Below are 18508 nucleotides of genomic sequence, written 5' to 3' on the forward strand. Positions count from 1 at the left end.
TGACCAATGACAATGACATCAGTTATCAAAACGAGCCCTTTGTATCCGGAATTACGAACATTAGCCGCAAATTCGTTGCGCATCCTGCGTGAAAGTAACAAAACCGGCAATTACAGATAGCGCGGTACGTCACAAGTCGGACAGAGCAGCACAAATCGCTGAGCCTGTTAAAATGCCGGCCCATTTCGTGACTGACTCCTGAAATTACCTATGTCCCGACTCAATCCCCGGCAGCAAGAAGCCGTGAGCTACGTCGGCGGCCCTCTTTTGGTGCTCGCCGGTGCAGGCTCCGGCAAGACCAGTGTGATCACGCGCAAAATCGCGCACCTGATCCAGAACTGCGGCATCCGCGCCCAGTACATCGTCGCCATGACCTTTACCAACAAGGCTGCCCGCGAGATGAAGGAACGGGTCGGCACCCTGCTGCGTGCCGGTGAAGGTCGCGGGCTGACGGTTTGCACCTTCCACAACCTGGGCCTGAACATCATCCGCAAGGAACACGTGCGGCTGGGCTACAAACCGGGCTTCTCGATCTTCGACGAGACTGACGTCAAAGCCCTGATGACCGACATCATGCAGAAGGAATACTCGGGCGACGACGGTGTCGACGAGATCAAGAACATGATCGGCGCCTGGAAAAACGACCTGATCCTGCCGGCCCAGGCCCTGGAAAACGCGCGCAATCCCAAGGAGCAGACCGCCGCCATCGTCTACACCCACTACCAGCGCACGCTCAAGGCGTTCAACGCAGTGGACTTCGACGACCTGATCCTGCTGCCGGTGAAGCTGTTCGAAGAACACGCCGACATCCTGGAAAAGTGGCAGAACAAGGTGCGCTACCTGCTGGTGGACGAATACCAGGACACCAACGCCAGCCAGTATTTGCTGGTGAAAATGCTCATCGGCAAACGCAACCAGTTCACCGTGGTGGGCGACGATGACCAGTCGATCTACGCCTGGCGCGGTGCCCGCCCGGAAAACCTGATGCTGCTCAAGGAGGACTACCCGTCCTTGAAAGTGGTGATGCTGGAGCAGAACTACCGCTCCACCAGCCGCATCCTGCGCTGCGCCAACGTGCTGATCTCGAACAACCCCCACGAATTCGAAAAACAGCTGTGGAGTGAAATGGGTCACGGCGACGAGATCCGCGTGATCCGCTGCCGCAACGAGGACGCCGAGGCCGAGCGTGTGGCCATGGAAATCCTCAGCCTGCACTTGCGCACCGACCGGCCGTACAGCGATTTCGCGATCCTGTATCGCGGCAACTACCAGGCCAAGCTGATCGAGCTGAAATTGCAGCACCACCAAGTGCCGTATCGCCTGTCCGGCGGCAACAGCTTTTTTGGCCGTCAGGAAGTGAAAGACCTGATGGCCTACTTCCGCCTGATCGTGAACCCGGATGACGACAACGCCTTCCTGCGGGTGATCAACGTGCCGCGCCGCGAGATCGGTTCGACCACTCTGGAGAAGCTCGGTAACTACGCCACCGAGCGCAAGATCTCGATGTACGCCGCCACCGACGAAATCGGCCTGGGCGAGCATCTGGACAGCCGCTTCACCGATCGCCTGTCGCGCTTCAAGCGCTTCATGGACAGGGTGCGCGAGCAGTGCGCCGGCGAAGACCCGATCTCGGCCCTGCGCAGCATGGTCATGGACATCGACTACGAGAACTGGCTGCGCACCAACAGCTCCAGCGACAAGGCCGCCGATTACCGCATGGGTAATGTCTGGTTCCTGATCGAGGCGCTGAAGAACACCCTGGAAAAAGACGAAGAAGGCGAAATGACCGTCGAGGACGCCATCGGCAAACTCGTCCTGCGTGACATGCTCGAGCGTCAGCAGGAAGAGGAAGACGGCGCCGAAGGCGTGCAGATGATGACCTTGCATGCGTCCAAGGGCCTGGAATTCCCCTATGTGTTCATCATGGGCATGGAGGAGGAAATCCTCCCGCACCGTTCCAGCATCGAAGCCGACACCATCGAAGAAGAACGTCGCCTGGCCTACGTTGGCATTACCCGCGCGCGCCAGACCCTGGCCTTCACCTTCGCGGCCAAGCGCAAGCAGTACGGAGAGATCATCGATTGCGCGCCGAGCCGCTTCCTCGATGAGTTGCCACCGGACGATCTGGCCTGGGAAGGCAACGACGACACACCGACCGAAGTCAAAGCCGTGCGGGGCAACAACGCATTGGCAGATATACGCGCGATGTTAAAGCGCTAGAATTGACCACTTTTATATGACCTTCGGCGCACAGGCGCCAAAAGAGGACAGCTTCATGGAAGCCCTGCACCAGAAAATTCGCGAACAAGGCATTGTGCTTTCCGACCAGGTCCTGAAAGTCGACGCCTTTTTGAACCACCAGATCGACCCGGCCCTGATGAAGCTGATCGGCGACGAATTCGCCACGCTGTTCAAGGACTCGGGCATCACCAAGATCGTCACCATCGAAGCCTCGGGCATCGCCCCGGCGATCATGACCGGTCTGAACCTCGGCGTGCCGGTGATCTTCGCCCGCAAGCACCAGTCCCTGACCCTCACCGAAAACCTGCTGTCGGCGACCGTGTACTCGTTCACCAAGCAGACCGAAAGCACTGTGGCCATCTCCCCGCGCCACCTGACCAGTAGCGACCGCGTGCTGATCATCGATGACTTTTTGGCCAACGGTAAGGCGTCCCAGGCGCTGATTTCGATCATCAAACAGGCCGGCGCTACCGTGGCGGGCCTGGGCATCGTGATCGAGAAGTCGTTCCAGGGCGGCCGTGCGGAGCTGGATTCGCAGGGTTATCGCGTGGAGTCGTTGGCTCGCGTGAAGTCGCTGGCCGATGGTGTCGTGACCTTTATCGAGTAAGCCGCCACACCGCAATTCCCCTGTGGGAGCGGGGCTTGCTCGCGAAGGCGGTGTGTCAGTCGACTGGTTTTTGACTGATACACCGCCTTCGCGAGCAAGCCCGCTCCCACATTTGTTATGCACGGGTTGTTATTGCGCGGTGGCCTTGAGGCCGGTTAGCAGCAACCGCTGATACAACTCCTCCTTCAGCCCCTCCGGGCTGGCCAGCTGCATGCGCTCCAGATGCTCCGGGAACGCTGTTGCTTCCGGCGCATCCAGCGCTGCCTTGCCCAACTCCAGCACCTCGCTCAGCTTGAACTTGCTCTTGAGCCAGTTCAGTGCCCGCAATACATCTTGCTCGATCTCGGTGAAATCACAGCCCAGTGGATACTCTGGAAAAAGCAGCGGATGCCGCGCCTGGATCTCCTGCAACCGTTGCGGAGTGTTATCAGCAAAGCGCGGATCGAGACAGAAGTCCTTGGGCAATTTGCCGACCTTCTGCGCCTGTTCAATCAACCCCGACTGAAAACGCGAGTCGCTGATATTGAGCAAGGCCTCGATCACTGCAGCATCGGTTTTGCCACGAAGATCGGCGATGCCATATTCGGTGACCACCATGTCCCGCAAGTGCCGGGGAATCGTGCAGTGGCCATACTCCCAGACGATGTTCGAGCTGACGTCACCGCCAGACTCACGCCAGCTGCGCAGCAGCAGCACCGAGCGCGCGCCCTGCAGTGCATGACCCTGAGCCACGAAGTTGTATTGCCCGCCTACGCCGCTGAGCACACGTCCGTCCTCGAGCTGATCCGCCACCGCGGCACCGAGCAAGGTCACGGTGAACGCGGTGTTGATGAACCGCGCATTCAGGCGCTGCAAGCGCTTGAGTTCTTCCTGCCCGTAAAGCTCATTGATGTAGCTGATGCGGGTCATGTTGAATTCGAGCCGCTTGTTTTGTGGCAACTCGCGCAGGCGTTCGTAGTAGCTGCGCGGACCGAGGAAGAAACCACCGTGCACCGAGATGCCATCGGTTTGCGCAGCCTCGTCGAGGGTGCCGGCATTCGCCTGCTGTTGGGTCGCCAGGTCCGGATAAACCTTGCGCCGCACGATCCCGGCATCAGCCAGTACCAACAAGCCATTGACGAACATTTCGCTACAGCCATACAGGCCTTTGGCGAAGGGATCGGCGCCGCCCTCGCGCTCGATCAGTTGCGCCCAGTGGCTGAGGTTTACGTCGGCCAGCAACGCCTTGTAAGCGTCGTTGTCCGCTTGCCGCGCCAGCAGCGCCGCCGTCAGCGCATCGCCCATGGCGCCGATGCCGATCTGCAACGTACCGCCGTCACGCACCAGGGTGCTGGCATGCAAGCCGATGAAATGGTCCTGACACCCCACCGGCATGTTCGGCGTGGAAAACAGCGTGGTGTGGTCTTTCTCATCGATCAGCAGGTCAAAGGTGTCGATGCCCAGTTCCGCATCGCCGGGCATGTAAGGCAGATCGTCGTGCACCTGGCCGACCATCAGGATGGTTTCTCCGGCGGCGCGGCGCTTGGCGATCATCGGCAACAGGTCGAGGGTGATGTCGGGGTTGCAGCTCAGGCTCAAGCGGTCGGGATGCTCGGCATGGCTGGCCACCAGTTGCGCCACCAGGTTCAGCCCGGCGGCATTGATGTCCCGCGCCGCATGGCTGTAGTTGCTGCTGACGTAATCCTGCTGCGCCGTGGCACTGTTGAGCAGGCTGCCGGGCTGCATGAAAAACTGCTGGATGTGGATGTTGCCCGGGAGTTGATCGCGACGCAGGTCGGCGAGGAAATCCAGCTCCGGATAATCGCCGAAAACCCGTTCGATAAAGGGCTCGAGGAAGCGCTTTTGCAATCCGTCGCCCAAGGGCGGGCGGCCCAGACACAACGCGGTGTAGATCGTCAGCCGCCGCTCGGGCAACTGTGCGATTCGTCGATACAGCGCGTTGACGAAGTGATTGGGCTTGCCCAACCCCAGAGGCAAGCCCATGTGGATATGCGCCGGCAACCTTGCCAGGACGTCATCGACTGCCTGTTCGATAGAGCACAGCTGAACCATCGGATCCTCCCTCAAGTTCCATGACTTGGGTTTGGACCGAGATTGCCGGGTCTTTGCTGCAATGAACAGCCTGTATCGGCCAACCGCCCGACACAAATACCTTGTAGGAGCGAGCTCGCTCGCGATGGTCGTCAACGATAACGCGGCAAGCCTGACACCCCACGGCGCCTTCGAATTCATCGCGAGCAAGCTCGCTCCTACAGGGAATGGGGGCACAAAAAACCGTCCGAAGACGGTTTTTTTGCGGAAGATCTGGCGCTTATTTCAAGCCGGACATCTTCTGGATGGCGCCTTTGAGTTCGGCGTCTGCGCAATCGGCGCAGGTGCCTTTTGGCGGCATCGCGTTGATACCGGAGATCGCTTTGGCAAGCAGACCGTCAATACCACCTTCTTTCTTGGCGCGCTCGCCCCAAGCGGCAGCATCACCGACTTTCGGTGCGCCCAACAGGCCTGAACCGTGGCAAGCGTTGCAATGTTTTGCAATCACTTCATCCGGGGTTTTTGCACCACCACCGCCGCCGGCGGAAGCGGCCACTTCCATGCCCTTGCACTCTTTACCCTGAACACAGACCTGGCCGACTGGCTCAAGGCGTTTGGCGATATCGTCGTTGGTCGCAGCCTGAGCGCTGACACTGACAGCCCATAGGGCCAATACGGTTGCTGGTGCAGCCAGCATTTTCATAATTAGGTTCACGCGTTCACCCTCAATGGTGGCTAGTCACGCCTACGGCCACGGTTCGCAGGCGGGCGCAAGTATAGCGGTAAGCCCGTCGCACTGAAACAACCCCAAAGTCGCAAGGGTCTTAGGCGGCGGCGGAAAAACGGCCCGGGCGCCTCTGCAATGCTGGCAGGACGCCTCTTTTCTTAGAAATTCGCCGGTGTGGCTGCGCTGATTAGTCGCGCAGGCGCATCGAACGGATTCCGGAAACGGTGTGGCTTGGTACTTTCAAAGTAGTAGCTATCACCGGCTTCGAGGACAAAAGTTTCGAGACCGACCACCAGCTCCAGTTTTCCTTCGACCAGGATGCCGGTTTCCTCGCCCTCATGGGTGAGCATCTCCTCACCGGTGTCGGCACCTGGCGGATAGATTTCATTGAGGAACGCGATAGCCCGGCTCGGGTGGGCCCGGCCGACCAGTTTCATGGTCACGGCACCATCGGAAATATCGATCAGCTCGTTGGCCTTGTAGACGATCTGGCTCGGCTTTTCCTGCAGGATTTCTTCGGAAAAGAACTCGACCATGGACATGGGAATCCCGCCCAACACCTTGCGCAACGAACTGATCGAAGGGCTCACGCTGTTCTTTTCGATCATCGAAATGGTGCTGTTGGTGACGCCCGCCCGTTTGGCGAGCTCACGCTGGGAAAGGCCTTTGAGCCTACGGATGGATTGCAGTCGTTCACCGACGTCCAAAGCTTGCGCCTCCAGGATTCAAAATTGTTGGAATAGTGGACGTTATCATGGCGACAGCGTTCAGTATTTACAACACCTTGACCTGAATCCTGCTCAGCGAGGCGACTTCCGGTCTGGAGCCTTACGCACTAAGCCCCGGAATAGAGCAGTGGCACCCGGCGCAGGTTGCAGAAAATCTGGTAAGGAATCGTCCCGGCTGCCATGGCTACATCGCTGGCAAGGATGTTTTTGCCCCACAACTCGACGGTCGAACCGAGACCGGCCTGCGGAACATCGGTCAGGTCGATGCAGAGCATGTCCATCGACACCCGGCCGATCAACTGGCTGCGCTGCCCGGCAACCAGCACCGGGGTGCCGGTCGGTGCCAGACGCGGGTACCCGTCGGCGTAACCCATGGCCACCACACCAATGCGCATCGGTTTGGGCGTGACGAATCTGGCGCCATAACCGACTGGCTCGCCAGCCGGCAGTTCGCGGACACTGATGACTTTCGATTCCAGGGTCATCACGGGTTGCAGGCGTGAGGCAACTTCGTTGGCCTCTTCGAACGGCGTGGCGCCATAGAGCATGATGCCGGGACGCACCCAATCGCTCGGAATCTGCGGCCAACCGAGCACCGCCGGCGAGTTGCGCAGGCTGACCTCGGCGGACAAGCCCTTGCGCGCCGCTTCAAATACCGCCACCTGATCGGCACTGGCTTGTTCGTGCAGTTCATCGGCACGCGCAAAGTGGGTCATCAGCACTACTTTCGCGACCTTGCCGCTGGCCAGCAGCCGTTGGTAGGCCGCCTGATAATCCGCCGGATGCAGCCCCACACGGTGCATGCCCGAATCGAGTTTCAGCCACACGATGATCGGCTTGCTCAACGCCGCTTTCTCGATGGCTTCGAGTTGCCACAGCGAATGCACCACGCACCAGAAATCATGCTCGACGATCAGTGCCAGTTCATCGGCTTCGAAAAAACCTTCCAGCAGCAGGACCGGTGCACGAATGCCCGCCGCCCGCAGCTCCAGCGCCTCTTCGATGCAGGCCACGGCAAACCCGTCCGCCTCGGCTTCCAGCGCTTGGGCGCAACGCACCGCGCCATGGCCATAGGCATCGGCCTTGATCACCGCGAGGGCTTTGGCCCCCGTGAGCTCACGGGCGATTCGGTAGTTGTTGCGCAGGGCTTGAAGGTCGATCAGGGCACGGGCAGGACGCATGGCGGCAGACTTCTGGTCGGGTTATCGGGAAGAAAAACCGGCGCTGACTGACAGCGTGAACCACCAACAGCACCGGGAGAGGGATCTGTCTGAAAGCTTATGGCAGAGCGGCTACAACCGACAGCTCGACCAGGATTTCCGGTTCGCACAATTTCGCTTCAACGGTGGCACGGGCCGGGGCGACGCCTTTTGGCAGCCAGTTGTCCCACACCGCGTTCATGCCTTCGAAATGCGCATCGATGTCTTTCAGGTAAATCGTCACCGACAGCAGGTTGTGCTTGTCGGTGCCGGCCAGATCGAGCAAACGCTCGATGTTGGCGAGGGTTTCACGGGTCTGCTGTTCAATCCCGGCGTTCATGTCGTCGCCTACCTGTCCGGCCAGGTAAACCGTGCCGTTATGGGTGACGATCTGACTCATGCGCTCATTGGTGAGCTGGCGCTGGACTGACATGCTTTGCAGACTCCTGGGTTTTGTTGCCATAACGGGAAATATCGAGGCCTTCGGCGCTGATCTGCGGCTTTTTCTTCGCCATCAGGTCCGCCAGCAAACGGCCGGAGCCACAGGCCATGGTCCAGCCGAGCGTGCCGTGACCGGTGTTCAGGAACAGGTTCTTGAACGGGGTGGCGCCAACGATCGGCGTGCCGTCCGGAGTGGTCGGACGCAGACCGGTCCAGAAGCTGGCCTGGGCCAGATCGCCGCCCTGAGGATAAAGATCGTTGACGATCATCTCCAGGGTTTCCCGGCGACGCGGGTTCAGCGACAGGTCAAAACCGGCAATCTCGGCCATGCCGCCGACGCGGATGCGGTTGTCGAAACGGGTGATCGCGACCTTGTAGGTCTCGTCGAGAATGGTCGAGGTCGGGGCCATCGCCGAGTTGGTGATCGGCACAGTCAGGGAGTAGCCCTTGAGCGGGTACACCGGCGCCTTGATCCCCAGCGGCTTGAGCAGTTGCGGCGAGTAGCTGCCGAGAGCCAGCACGTAGCGGTCGGCGGTTTCCAGCTTGCCGTCGATCCACACGCCATTGATGCGGTCACCGGCGAAGTCCAGGCGCTGAATGTCCTGGCCGAAGCGGAATTGCACGCCGAGGTTCGCGGCCATTTCTGCGAGCTTGGTGGTGAACATCTGGCAGTCGCCAGTCTGGTCGTTCGGCAGGCGCAGGGCACCGGCGAGGATGTCAGTCACGCTGGCCAGCGCCGGTTCAACGCGAGCGATGCCTTCGCGGTCGAGCAGTTCGAACGGCACGCCGGACTCTTTCAGCACTGCGATGTCTTTCGCAGCGCCGTCCAGCTGGGCCTGGGTGCGGAACAGTTGGGTCGTACCAAGGCTGCGGCCTTCGTAGGCGATGCCGGTTTCAGCGCGCAGTTCATCGAGGCAGTCACGGCTGTACTCGGACAGACGGACCATGCGCTCCTTGTTCACCGCATAACGGCTGGCGGTGCAGTTGCGCAGCATCTGTGCCATCCACAGGTACTGGTCGATGTCGGCAGTGGCCTTGATTGCCAGGGGCGCGTGGCGCTGCAACAGCCACTTGATGGCCTTGAGCGGCACACCCGGTGCAGCCCACGGCGAGGCATAACCCGGCGAGACCTGCCCGGCGTTGGCGAAACTGGTCTCCATGGCAGCAGCCGGCTGCCGGTCGACGACCACCACTTCAAACCCGGCACGGGCCAGATAATAAGCACTGGTGGTACCGATGACGCCGCTGCCCAAGACCATGACGCGCATTTTCATATCCCTCATCGCGGCTAACCGCTGACGTTTGTTGTTCAGAGCTTTAGATGCGCGCAGTGTAAAAAAGATTTGCCAGTGCTTTTCACTATATAAGCGCCTATATTTGGCGACAATTCTCGGCAAAAACCCTTTTCACGGAGGCGCATCCCCTATGCGGACCAACACTCAGACCAAACGTGAGCTGGACAAGATCGATCGCAACATCCTGCGGATCCTGCAAGCGGACGGGCGGATTTCCTTTACCGAGCTTGGGGAAAAGGTCGGGCTCTCGACCACGCCCTGTACTGAGCGGGTCCGGCGACTGGAGCGCGAGGGGATCATCATGGGCTACAACGCCAGGCTAAACCCGCAACATCTGAAGGGTAGTCTGCTGGTGTTCGTCGAGATCAGCCTGGATTACAAATCCGGCGACACTTTCGAAGAGTTCCGACGCGCGGTGCTGAAATTGCCCCATGTACTGGAGTGTCATCTGGTGTCAGGGGATTTCGACTACCTGGTGAAGGCGCGGATTTCCGAGATGGCCTCGTACCGCAAATTGCTGGGCGACATCCTGCTCAAGCTGCCCCATGTGCGGGAGTCCAAGAGCTATATCGTGATGGAAGAGGTGAAGGAGAGTTTGACCCTGCCGATTCCGGATTGAGATTGGCGGAGTCTGTTCAGCCGCTTTCGCGAGCAAGCCCGCTCCCACAGTTGATCGCAGCCGTACACAAATCTGTGGCCACTGAAGATCCAATGTGAGAGCGGGCTTGCTCGCGAAGGCAGCGACTCGGTCTATCTAGACCAGCACTTGCCGGGTGCTGGCCATGTACTCGAACACCTGCTTCTCCACCCGCGGATGAATCAACTCCACTGGCCCGCGCCCATTGGGGCATGGCAAGGTCTTGGTGGTGCCGAACAACCGGCAGATCAGCGGCCGTTCGTCATACACAGTGCAGCCATTGGGCCCCAGATGCACACAGTTGAGCTCTTCCATGGCGGCATCCTGCTCGGCGCGCGTCTTGCGCGGCAGGCGCGACATTTCTTCCGGCGAGGTGGTCACCGGCCCGCAGCAGTCATGGCAGCCGGGCACGCACTCGAACGAGGGAATCTGTTGGCGCAATGTGCGGATTGTCTGGCTGTTGCAGCTCATTGCAGCGGTGACCCAAAGCGGAATAGAGCGCGATTCTGACGCAAAATCCCCGATCCAGACAGCACCAGCCGACCAATGTTGCCCGTCCGGGAAGGTCCGGCATATGCTCCGTCAAATTTTCTAAACGCAAGAATCAGGAACACGCACATGACCCCCCGTGCTCAACAGCCTGCTCTGAACCACACCGCGTCCTACTACGCCGCCACCAGCCTGCCGCAGCCCGAACTTCCGGTGCTCAAAGGCGAAGTGCGGGCCGATGTCTGCGTGGTGGGCGGCGGTTTTTCGGGGTTGAACACGGCGCTTGAGCTGGCCGAACGCGGCCTCAGCGTGGTGTTGCTTGAAGCCCACAGAATCGGTTGGGGCGCCAGTGGACGCAATGGCGGGCAACTGATTCGCGGCGTCGGCCACGGCCTCGATCAGTTCGCCAACGTCATCGGTGCCGATGGCGTGCGGCAAATGAAACTCATGGGCCTGGAAGCCGTGGAAATCGTCCGGCAACGGGTCGAGCGCTTCCAGATCCCCTGCGACCTGACCTGGGGTTACTGCGACCTCGCCAACAAGCCCCGTGACCTTGAAGGGTTCGCCGAGGATGCCGAAGAACTGCGCAGCCTCGGGTATCGCTACGAGACCCGTTTGCTGCAAGCCAATGAGATGCACACCGTGGTCGGCTCCACACGGTACGTCGGTGGCCTGATCGATATGGGCTCGGGGCACCTGCATCCACTGAACCTGGCCTTGGGCGAAGCGGCGGCTGCGCAACGACTGGGGGTCCGACTGTTCGAGCAGTCGGCCGTGACCCGCATCGACTATGGCCCCGAGGTCAAGGTCCATACCGCCGAGGGCTCGGTGCGAGCCAAGACCCTGGTGCTGGGCTGCAACGCCTACCTCAACAACCTCAACCCGGAACTCAGCGGTAAAGTCCTGCCCGCCGGCAGCTACATCATCGCCACCGAACCACTGGGCGAAGAACAGGCCCACGCCCTGCTGCCGCAGAACATGGCGGTCTGTGACCAACGGGTGGCGCTGGACTACTACCGGCTCTCGGCGGACCGGCGCCTGCTGTTTGGCGGCGCTTGCCATTACTCCGGCCGCGACCCGAAAGACATCGCCGCGTACATGCGTCCGAAAATGCTCGAGGTTTTCCCGCAGCTGAGCGCAGTGAAGATCGAGTACCAATGGGGCGGCATGATCGGCATCGGCGCCAACCGCCTGCCGCAGATCGGGCGGCTCAAGGACCAGCCGAATGTGTATTACGCCCAGGCCTATTCCGGTCATGGCGTGAATGCCACGCACCTGGCCGGCAAGCTGCTGGCCGAAGCCATCAGCGGCCAGCACAGCGGCGGCTTCGATCTGTTCGCCAGGGTGCCGCACATCACCTTCCCCGGCGGCAAGCATTTGCGCTCACCGTTGCTGGCGTTGGGGATGTTGTGGCATCGGCTCAAAGAGTTGGTCTGAAGGATTGGCGGTGTCTGTGCCGACGTTATCGCGAGCAAGCTCGCTCCCACAGGGAATGATGGTGTTCACAAAATTTGCGCTCACCGCCGGTCCTTGTGGGAGCGGGCTTGCCCGCGATGAGGCCCTGAAGAAAACTGCAACATTCAGATCCGCCAGAAAGGCTTCAGCCCCTCCTCCAACGCCTGCTCCCGCGTCAGCCCGATATCCTTGAGCTGATCCGGTGTCAGCGCCAGCAACGCCTTGCGCGTGTGCAGCCGACGCCAGAACTGATCCCAACGACTCAGGCCGGACGACGCATTGTGCATGCCCGCCTCCCGCGCGCCGTTGTTCTGCCCTGTCGCCAGTTCCTGACTGTGTAATGTCAGCCGCACATCGCTCAAACCGTTCATCTTGGATGCTCCTGTTTACTTGGGTAGCCAGAGGTTCCATGATGCGCGGGCGGGAAAAAGCATTACAGATTCAAAGCAACTGTATTAACTCCATACAGTTTTGCCGATTCCGTCACTGAATCCCGTTTTTTCGTCTGATCTGTACTGGTTAACCGAATCATCCCTATCGAGGCTGCACCATGACCCTTTACGTCAACCTGGCCGAATTGCTCGGCACGCGTATCGAACAGGGCTTCTATCGCCCCGGTGACCGGCTGCCCTCGGTACGGGCGCTGAGCGTCGAGCACGGCGTCAGCCTGAGCACAGTGCAGCAGGCCTATCGGGTGCTGGAAGACAGCGGGCTGGCCACGCCGCGTCCCAAATCCGGGTACTTTGTCCCGGCCAGCCGCGAACTGCCGGATTTGCCGGCAGTCGGCCGCCCGGCCCAACGGCCGGTGGACATCTCCCAATGGGATCAGGTGCTGGAGTTGATTCGCGCCGTGCCGCGCAAAGACGTGGTGCAACTGGGCCGCGGCATGCCGGACATCACCAGTCCAACCATGAAGCCACTGTTGCGCGACCTGGCACGGATCAGCCGGCGACAGGACATGCCCGGCCTGTATTACGACAACATCCACGGCAACCTCGAACTGCGCGAACAGATCGCCCGCCTGATGCTCGATTCCGGCTGCCAGTTGGGCGCCAGCGACCTGGTAGTAACCACCGGTTGCCACGAAGCGCTGTCCACCAGCATTCGCGCGATCTGCGAACCGGGAGACATTGTGGCGGTGGACTCGCCGAGTTTTCACGGTGCGATGCAGACCCTCAAGGGCCTGGGCATGAAGGCTCTGGAAATCCCCACCGATCCGTTGACCGGCATCAGCCTCGAAGCGCTGGAGCTGGCCCTGGAGCAGTGGCCGATCAAGGTCATACAGTTGACCCCCAACTGCAACAACCCGTTGGGCTACATCATGCCGGAGTCGCGCAAACGCTCGCTGTTGACGCTTGCCCAGCGCTATGACGTGGCGATCATCGAGGACGATGTGTATGGCGAACTGGCCTACACCTATCCACGCCCGCGCACGATCAAGTCCTTCGACGAGGACGGTCGCGTCCTGTTGTGCAGTTCGTTTTCCAAGACCCTGGCACCGGGCCTGCGCATCGGCTGGGTCGCGCCCGGCCGCTATCTGGAACGGGTGCTGCACATGAAATACATCAGCACCGGCTCCACCGCGCCGCAACCGCAGATCGCCATTGCCGAATTTCTCAAGGGCGGCCATTTCGAACCGCATTTGCGGCGGATGCGCACGCAATACCAGCGCAATCGCGACATGATGATCGATTGGGTGACCCGCTATTTCCCGGCCGGCACCCGCGCCAGTCGCCCACAAGGCAGCTTCATGCTGTGGGTCGAACTGCCGGAAGGCTTCGACACCCTGAAACTGAATCGCGCCTTGCACGACCAGGGCGTACAGATTGCAGTGGGCAGTATTTTTTCCGCCTCGGGCAAGTACCGCAATTGCCTGCGCATGAACTACGCTGCCAAGCCAACACCGCAGATCGAAGAGGCGGTGCGCAAGGTCGGTGCGACAGCGATCAAACTGCTGGCGGAAACCGATCAGCTCAGCGACTGACTTTTATTGGTGAATCAGCGTCCATATGCCTGACTATGCCGCCAAACGGAACGTCCCTACGTGAGAGTCAGACAGCCCCTGCTTGCTCTTGTGCTACTCGCCTCGTTCCTGGGCGGTTGCGCCAGCCTCGACGTACAGCGTGTACCGAGCCAGGCGCTGCCGGCTTCAGACTCCGCATTCGGCCGCTCAGTCCAGGCACAGGCCGCACCTTACAAGGGACAATCGGGCTTCCGCCTGCTATCGGACAGCACCGAGGCCTTCACCGCCCGTGCCGAACTGATCCGCAATGCCCAAAGCAGCCTCGATTTGCAGTACTACATCGTGCACGACGGCATCAGCACGCGCATGTTGATCGAGGAATTGCTCAAGGCCGCCGACCGGGGCGTGCGGGTGCGGGTACTGCTTGATGACATGACCAGCGACGGCCTGGACCGCGTCATTGCCACCCTCGCCGCGCACCCGAAAATCCAGATCCGCGTGTTCAATCCGCTGAACCTGGGCCGCAGTACGGGGGTGACACGTACCGTAGGCCGGCTGCTCAACCTGTCGCAACAGCATCGACGCATGCATAACAAGTTGTGGCTGGCGGACAGCAGCATGGCCATCGTCGGCGGGCGAAATCTGGGGGATGAGTATTACGATGCCGAGCCCAACATGAATTTCACCGACATCGACTTGCTCGGTGTCGGCCCGGTTGCCGAGCAACTCGGGCACAGTTTCGACCAATACTGGAACAGCGCCCTGAGCAAGCCGATCGACGAATTCCTGTCGAGCAAACCCACCCTGCGCGACCTGGAAAACACCCGCTCCCGACTGGAAGAGTCCCTGGCGGAAACCCGCAGGCAGGATCACGCGCTCTACAAACACTTGATGACCTTCACCACCCATCCGCGCCTGGACATCTGGCGCCGCGAACTGATCTGGGCCTGGAACCAGGCATTGTGGGATGCGCCGAGCAAGGTACTGGCCAAGGGCGAGCCCGACCCGCAGTTGCTGCTGACCACGCAATTTGCGCCTGAACTCGACGGCGTCCGCAAAGAGCTGATCATGGTCTCGGCCTACTTTGTACCCGGCCAACCGGGGCTCGTGTACCTGACCGGACGCGCCGATGCCGGCGTTTCGGTGAGGTTGCTGACCAATTCACTTGAAGCCACGGACGTTCCCGCGGTTCACGGCGGATACGCACCCTATCGCAGGGCATTGCTGGAACACGGCGTGAAGCTGTACGAATTGCGTCGCCAACCCGGCGAGGGAGGCGGCAGCGGTAGCGGGCCGCATCTGTTTTCCAGCAGCTCCTATCGCGGCTCTGACTCCAGCCTGCACAGCAAGGCGATGATCTTCGACCAGCAGAAATCCTTTATCGGCTCGTTCAATTTCGATCCGCGCTCAGTGCTGTGGAACACCGAGGTCGGCGTGTTGGTGGACAGCCCGGAATTGGCTGCACGGGTCCGCGAACTGGCGCTGCAGGGCATGGCGCCAGCCCTGAGCTATCAAGTGGAGCTGGAGAACGGTCAGATTGTCTGGAGCACGGAAGACGACGGAAAAATGCACACCCTGACCAAGGAGCCAGGGAGCTGGTGGCGTCGTTTCAATGCGTGGCTGAGCAACATGGTTGGGCTGGAGCGGATGTTGTAGCTCCCTCAAAAGATCGCAGCCCTGTAGGAGCTGCCGAAGGCTGCTATCTTTTGATCTTTTGAGCTAAGCCGGTTGCACCGCACCAAACGCCCCTTGCCGCGACACCACAATCAACACGCCCAAGGCCCCGACCGCCATCAGCAACGGTAACGCATGGCCGCTGATCCACTGGCTGCCGGCGCCCGCCAACAGCGGCCCGATCAGACAACCGATGCCCCACAACTGAGCGATGTGTGCGTTGGCCCGCACCAGCGCATCGTCGCGATAACGCTCGCCGATGAGGATCAGCGACAAGGTGAACAAGCCGCCGGCACTGGCGCCAAACAGGACCCACAGCGGCCAGATCAGCAGCGTATCGATCAGCATCGGAATCGCCAGGCTAGACACCAGCAAGATGACTGCGCAGCCGGTAAACAACGCCCGACGCGACAAGCGATCGGCCAACGCACCAATCGGCAATTGCAGCACCGCATCGCCGACCACCACCGTACTGACCATCGCCAGTGCGATCTCCGTGGTGAAGCCCTGGCGCAGACAATAGACCGGCAACAGAGTCAAAATCATCGCCTCGAACGCAGCGAACAGCGACACCGCCCAGGCAATCGCCGGCAGGCCACGACAGAAAGCGAGCAAATCACTCAAGGTCACGCTGCTGGCTTCGCTGCTCGGTGCACCACTGCGGCCCAGCAACAGGAACGGAGCCGCCATCAGCAAACCGACACCCACCCAAAAACCATAATCGTGTTCGGTACCGAGAAACCCCAGCAACACCGGGCCTGCCAGCTGACTCAGCGCATAGCTGCTGCCATACAGCGCCACCAGCCGCCCGCGCCACTCCTCGACCACCAATTGATTGATCCAGCTTTCACCGATAATGAATACGAGGGTCAGGATCACCCCAATCATCAACCGCAGCACCAGCCAGACCGGATAACTCGGCAACAGCGCCAGCAATCCGATCGAAACCGCCCCGGCCCACAGGCACAGGCGCATCAGATTGGCGGTGCCGAATCGTGCCGCCAGATGGCTGGAGATTTTCGCCCCCAACAGGACGCCAATGGCGGGCATCGCGGCCATGACACCAATAGCAAACGAGCCGTAGCCCCAGCTCTCCAGCCGAAACGACACCAGCGGCATGCTGACGCCCAGGGCCAGGCCGACACTCAGGACAGATGCCAAGACGGCGAAATAAGTCGCCCAACGCATGTTCCACGCTCCTGTGGATTTATTGTTTTTACAGACAACACAAAACACTGTGGGAGCGAGCCTGCTCGCGATGACGGAGCAACATTCAACATTTTCGTCGACTGTCACACCGTTATCGCGAGCAGGCTCGCTCCCACAAGGGATCTGCGTCGTTTCGGGAGGCCGGTTCTACAACAGGCCTCCCTTAAAGACTTACAGCTTGATCCAGGTCGCCTTCAGCTCGGTGTACTTGTCGAACGCGTGCAGGGACTTGTCGCGACCGTTGCCGGACTGCTTGAAGCCACCGAACGGAGCGGTCATGTCGCCGCCATCGTACTGGTTGACCCACACGCTACCGGCACGCAGTGCGCGGGCGGTGAGGTGAGCCTTGGAAATGTCGGCTGTCCAGACCGCAGCGGCCAGACCGTACGGCGTGTCGTTGGCGATCGCGATGGCCTCTTCGGCGTTGTCGAATGCGATAACCGACAGTACCGGGCCGAAAATTTCTTCCTGAGCTATTTTCATCGCATTGCTCACGCCGTCGAAAATCGTCGGCTCAACGTAAGTGCCGCCAGTTTCCTGGAGGGTACGCTTGCCACCGGCCACCAGTTTGGCGCCGTCGGCATGGCCGGACTCGATGTAGGACAGCACGGTGTTCATCTGCTGGGTATCGACCAGCGCGCCAACATTGGTCGCCGGATCCAGCGGGTTGCCCGGCTTCCAGGTTTTCAGCGCCTCGATCACCAGCGGCAGGAATTTATCCTTGATCGAACGCTCCACCAGCAGACGCGAACCGGCGGTGCAGACTTCGCCCTGGTTGAAGGCGATTGCGCCAGCAGCGGCTTCGGCAGCTTCCTGCAGGTTCGGCGCATCGGCGAAGACGATGTTCGGGCTCTTGCCGCCGGCTTCGAGCCAGACGCGCTTCATGTTCGACTCGCCGGAGTAGATCAGCAGTTGCTTGGCGATTTTGGTAGAGCCGGTGAACACCAGGGTGTCGACGTCGTTATGCAGTGCCAGAGCCTTGCCGACGGTGTGGCCGTAACCTGGCAGTACGTTCAGCACGCCTTTCGGAATGCCGGCTTCGACAGCCAGAGCTGCGATGCGGATGGCAGTCAGTGGCGATTTTTCCGACGGCTTGAGGATCACCGAGTTACCGGTGGACAGCGCCGGACCCAGTTTCCAGCACGCCATCATCAGCGGGAAGTTCCACGGCACGATGGCCCCGACCACACCGACCGGCTCACGAGTTACCAGACCCAACTGATCATGCGGGGTGGCGGCTACTTCGTCGTAGATCTTGTCGATGGCTTCGCCGCTCCAGCTCAGGGCTTGCGCCGCGCCAGGGACGTCGATGTACAGGGAGTCGCTGATTGGCTTGCCCATGTCCAGGGTTTCAAGCAGCGCCAGCTCTTCGGCGTGCTGTTTGAGCAGGCCGGCGAAACGGATCATGGTGGCTTTGCGCTTGGTCGGCGCCAGGCGCGACCAAACACCGGAATTGAACGTGGCGCGGGCGTTTTCCACGGCGCGCTGGGCATCGGCGGCGTCACAGCTGGCAATCCTGCCCAGCAGACGGCCATCGACCGGGCTGATGCACTCGAAGGTCTCGGCGGAAACGGCGTCGGTGTATTCGCCATTGATATAGGCGCGGCCTTCGATTTTCAGATCGCGGGCACGTTGTTCCCAGTCGGCACGGGTCAGGGTGGTCATGCGAGTGTCCTCCTCTTATTGATACGACACCCGCGTTCTTCGCGGGCGCTGTCAGGAATTCTGCCCGGCCAGCCTGCTTTTCGGCCCAAGGCATCCACCACCCTAAACCAGCCGCACATGAAGTTTCAATATATTTGACATAACGCC

Annotated in this window: 16 protein-coding genes; 6 read left to right on the forward strand and 10 right to left on the reverse strand. The window is 60.6% G+C overall.

Translation table 11 applies throughout. The features are described 5' to 3' along the window. The first annotated feature begins 210 nt into the window (after positions 1-210). Together rep and PPUTUW4_RS26895 are read left to right on the forward strand one after the other, a co-directional pair. Entirely contained in the window at positions 211-2220 is a 2010-nt protein-coding gene (gene rep, locus PPUTUW4_RS26890; RefSeq protein ID WP_007975144.1) for a DNA helicase Rep, read from the forward strand. 55 nt (positions 2221-2275) lie between these two features. Next, positions 2276-2848: a xanthine phosphoribosyltransferase gene (locus PPUTUW4_RS26895; protein WP_007975145.1), complete on the forward strand. Its 573-nt coding sequence runs from the start codon at positions 2276-2278 to the stop codon at positions 2846-2848. A 129-nt stretch (positions 2849-2977) separates the two neighbouring features. Here the strand turns inward: PPUTUW4_RS26895 and PPUTUW4_RS26900 are convergent, their stop codons facing one another. The 6 genes from PPUTUW4_RS26900 to dadA form a co-directional block, all read right to left on the reverse strand. Next, a complete protein-coding gene (locus PPUTUW4_RS26900; RefSeq protein WP_015097351.1) occupies positions 2978-4900 on the reverse strand; it encodes an acetyl-CoA hydrolase/transferase C-terminal domain-containing protein in 1923 nt (640 codons plus the stop codon). A 259-nt stretch (positions 4901-5159) separates the two neighbouring features. Next, positions 5160-5582, reverse strand: a complete 423-nt coding sequence (locus PPUTUW4_RS26905) for a c-type cytochrome (protein WP_015097352.1) — start codon at positions 5580-5582, stop codon at positions 5160-5162. Positions 5583-5764: 182 nt separating this feature from the next. Beyond that, positions 5765-6313, reverse strand: coding sequence for a cupin domain-containing protein (locus PPUTUW4_RS26910; RefSeq protein ID WP_015097353.1), 549 nt, complete (start codon positions 6311-6313; stop codon positions 5765-5767). A 128-nt stretch (positions 6314-6441) separates the two neighbouring features. Beyond that, on the reverse strand, positions 6442-7515 hold the full coding sequence (gene alr / locus PPUTUW4_RS26915; RefSeq protein WP_015097354.1) for an alanine racemase: 1074 nt from the start codon (positions 7513-7515) through the stop codon (positions 6442-6444). Positions 7516-7612: 97 nt separating this feature from the next. After that, complete coding sequence (locus PPUTUW4_RS26920; protein ID WP_007975152.1) at positions 7613-7966, reverse strand: RidA family protein; 354 nt, start codon at positions 7964-7966, stop codon at positions 7613-7615. Beyond that, positions 7938-9242, reverse strand: coding sequence for a D-amino acid dehydrogenase (dadA, locus tag PPUTUW4_RS26925; protein WP_007975154.1), 1305 nt, complete (start codon positions 9240-9242; stop codon positions 7938-7940). The genes PPUTUW4_RS26920 and dadA overlap by 29 nt, the downstream gene beginning before the upstream one ends. 157 nt (positions 9243-9399) lie before the next feature. On the opposite strand from dadA, the gene PPUTUW4_RS26930 reads away from it, so the two are divergent. After that, positions 9400-9888: an Lrp/AsnC ligand binding domain-containing protein gene (locus PPUTUW4_RS26930; RefSeq protein ID WP_007975155.1), complete on the forward strand. Its 489-nt coding sequence runs from the start codon at positions 9400-9402 to the stop codon at positions 9886-9888. A gap of 135 nt (positions 9889-10023) precedes the next feature. Here the strand turns inward: PPUTUW4_RS26930 and PPUTUW4_RS26935 are convergent, their stop codons facing one another. Continuing rightward, positions 10024-10377: a YkgJ family cysteine cluster protein gene (locus PPUTUW4_RS26935; RefSeq protein ID WP_007975156.1), complete on the reverse strand. Its 354-nt coding sequence runs from the start codon at positions 10375-10377 to the stop codon at positions 10024-10026. Positions 10378-10524: 147 nt separating this feature from the next. Between PPUTUW4_RS26935 and PPUTUW4_RS26940 the strand changes: the two genes are divergently transcribed. Continuing rightward, complete coding sequence (locus PPUTUW4_RS26940; RefSeq protein ID WP_015097355.1) at positions 10525-11832, forward strand: FAD-binding oxidoreductase; 1308 nt, start codon at positions 10525-10527, stop codon at positions 11830-11832. A gap of 143 nt (positions 11833-11975) precedes the next feature. Here PPUTUW4_RS26940 and PPUTUW4_RS26945 read toward each other — a convergent pair whose 3' ends face one another. Continuing rightward, on the reverse strand, positions 11976-12221 hold the full coding sequence (locus PPUTUW4_RS26945; protein WP_015097356.1) for a DUF1127 domain-containing protein: 246 nt from the start codon (positions 12219-12221) through the stop codon (positions 11976-11978). A gap of 179 nt (positions 12222-12400) precedes the next feature. On the opposite strand from PPUTUW4_RS26945, the gene PPUTUW4_RS26950 reads away from it, so the two are divergent. Together PPUTUW4_RS26950 and PPUTUW4_RS26955 are read left to right on the forward strand one after the other, a co-directional pair. Next, a complete protein-coding gene (locus PPUTUW4_RS26950; protein ID WP_015097357.1) occupies positions 12401-13834 on the forward strand; it encodes a PLP-dependent aminotransferase family protein in 1434 nt (477 codons plus the stop codon). Positions 13835-13894: 60 nt separating this feature from the next. After that, positions 13895-15469 carry a phospholipase D family protein gene (locus tag PPUTUW4_RS26955; protein WP_015097358.1) on the forward strand — a complete coding sequence of 525 codons (1575 nt, stop codon included), beginning with the start codon at positions 13895-13897 and terminating at the stop codon, positions 15467-15469. 63 nt (positions 15470-15532) lie between these two features. On the opposite strand, the gene PPUTUW4_RS26960 is transcribed toward PPUTUW4_RS26955, so the two are convergent. Next, a complete protein-coding gene (locus PPUTUW4_RS26960; protein WP_015097359.1) occupies positions 15533-16675 on the reverse strand; it encodes an MFS transporter in 1143 nt (380 codons plus the stop codon). 192 nt (positions 16676-16867) lie between these two features. Continuing rightward, positions 16868-18361, reverse strand: a complete 1494-nt coding sequence (locus PPUTUW4_RS26965; protein ID WP_015097360.1) for an aldehyde dehydrogenase — start codon at positions 18359-18361, stop codon at positions 16868-16870. Between the last annotated feature and the right edge of the window lie 147 nt (positions 18362-18508).

The sequence above is a fragment of the Pseudomonas sp. UW4 genome (genome assembly GCF_000316175.1).
Taxonomy (GTDB): domain Bacteria; phylum Pseudomonadota; class Gammaproteobacteria; order Pseudomonadales; family Pseudomonadaceae; genus Aquipseudomonas; species Aquipseudomonas laurylsulfatiphila.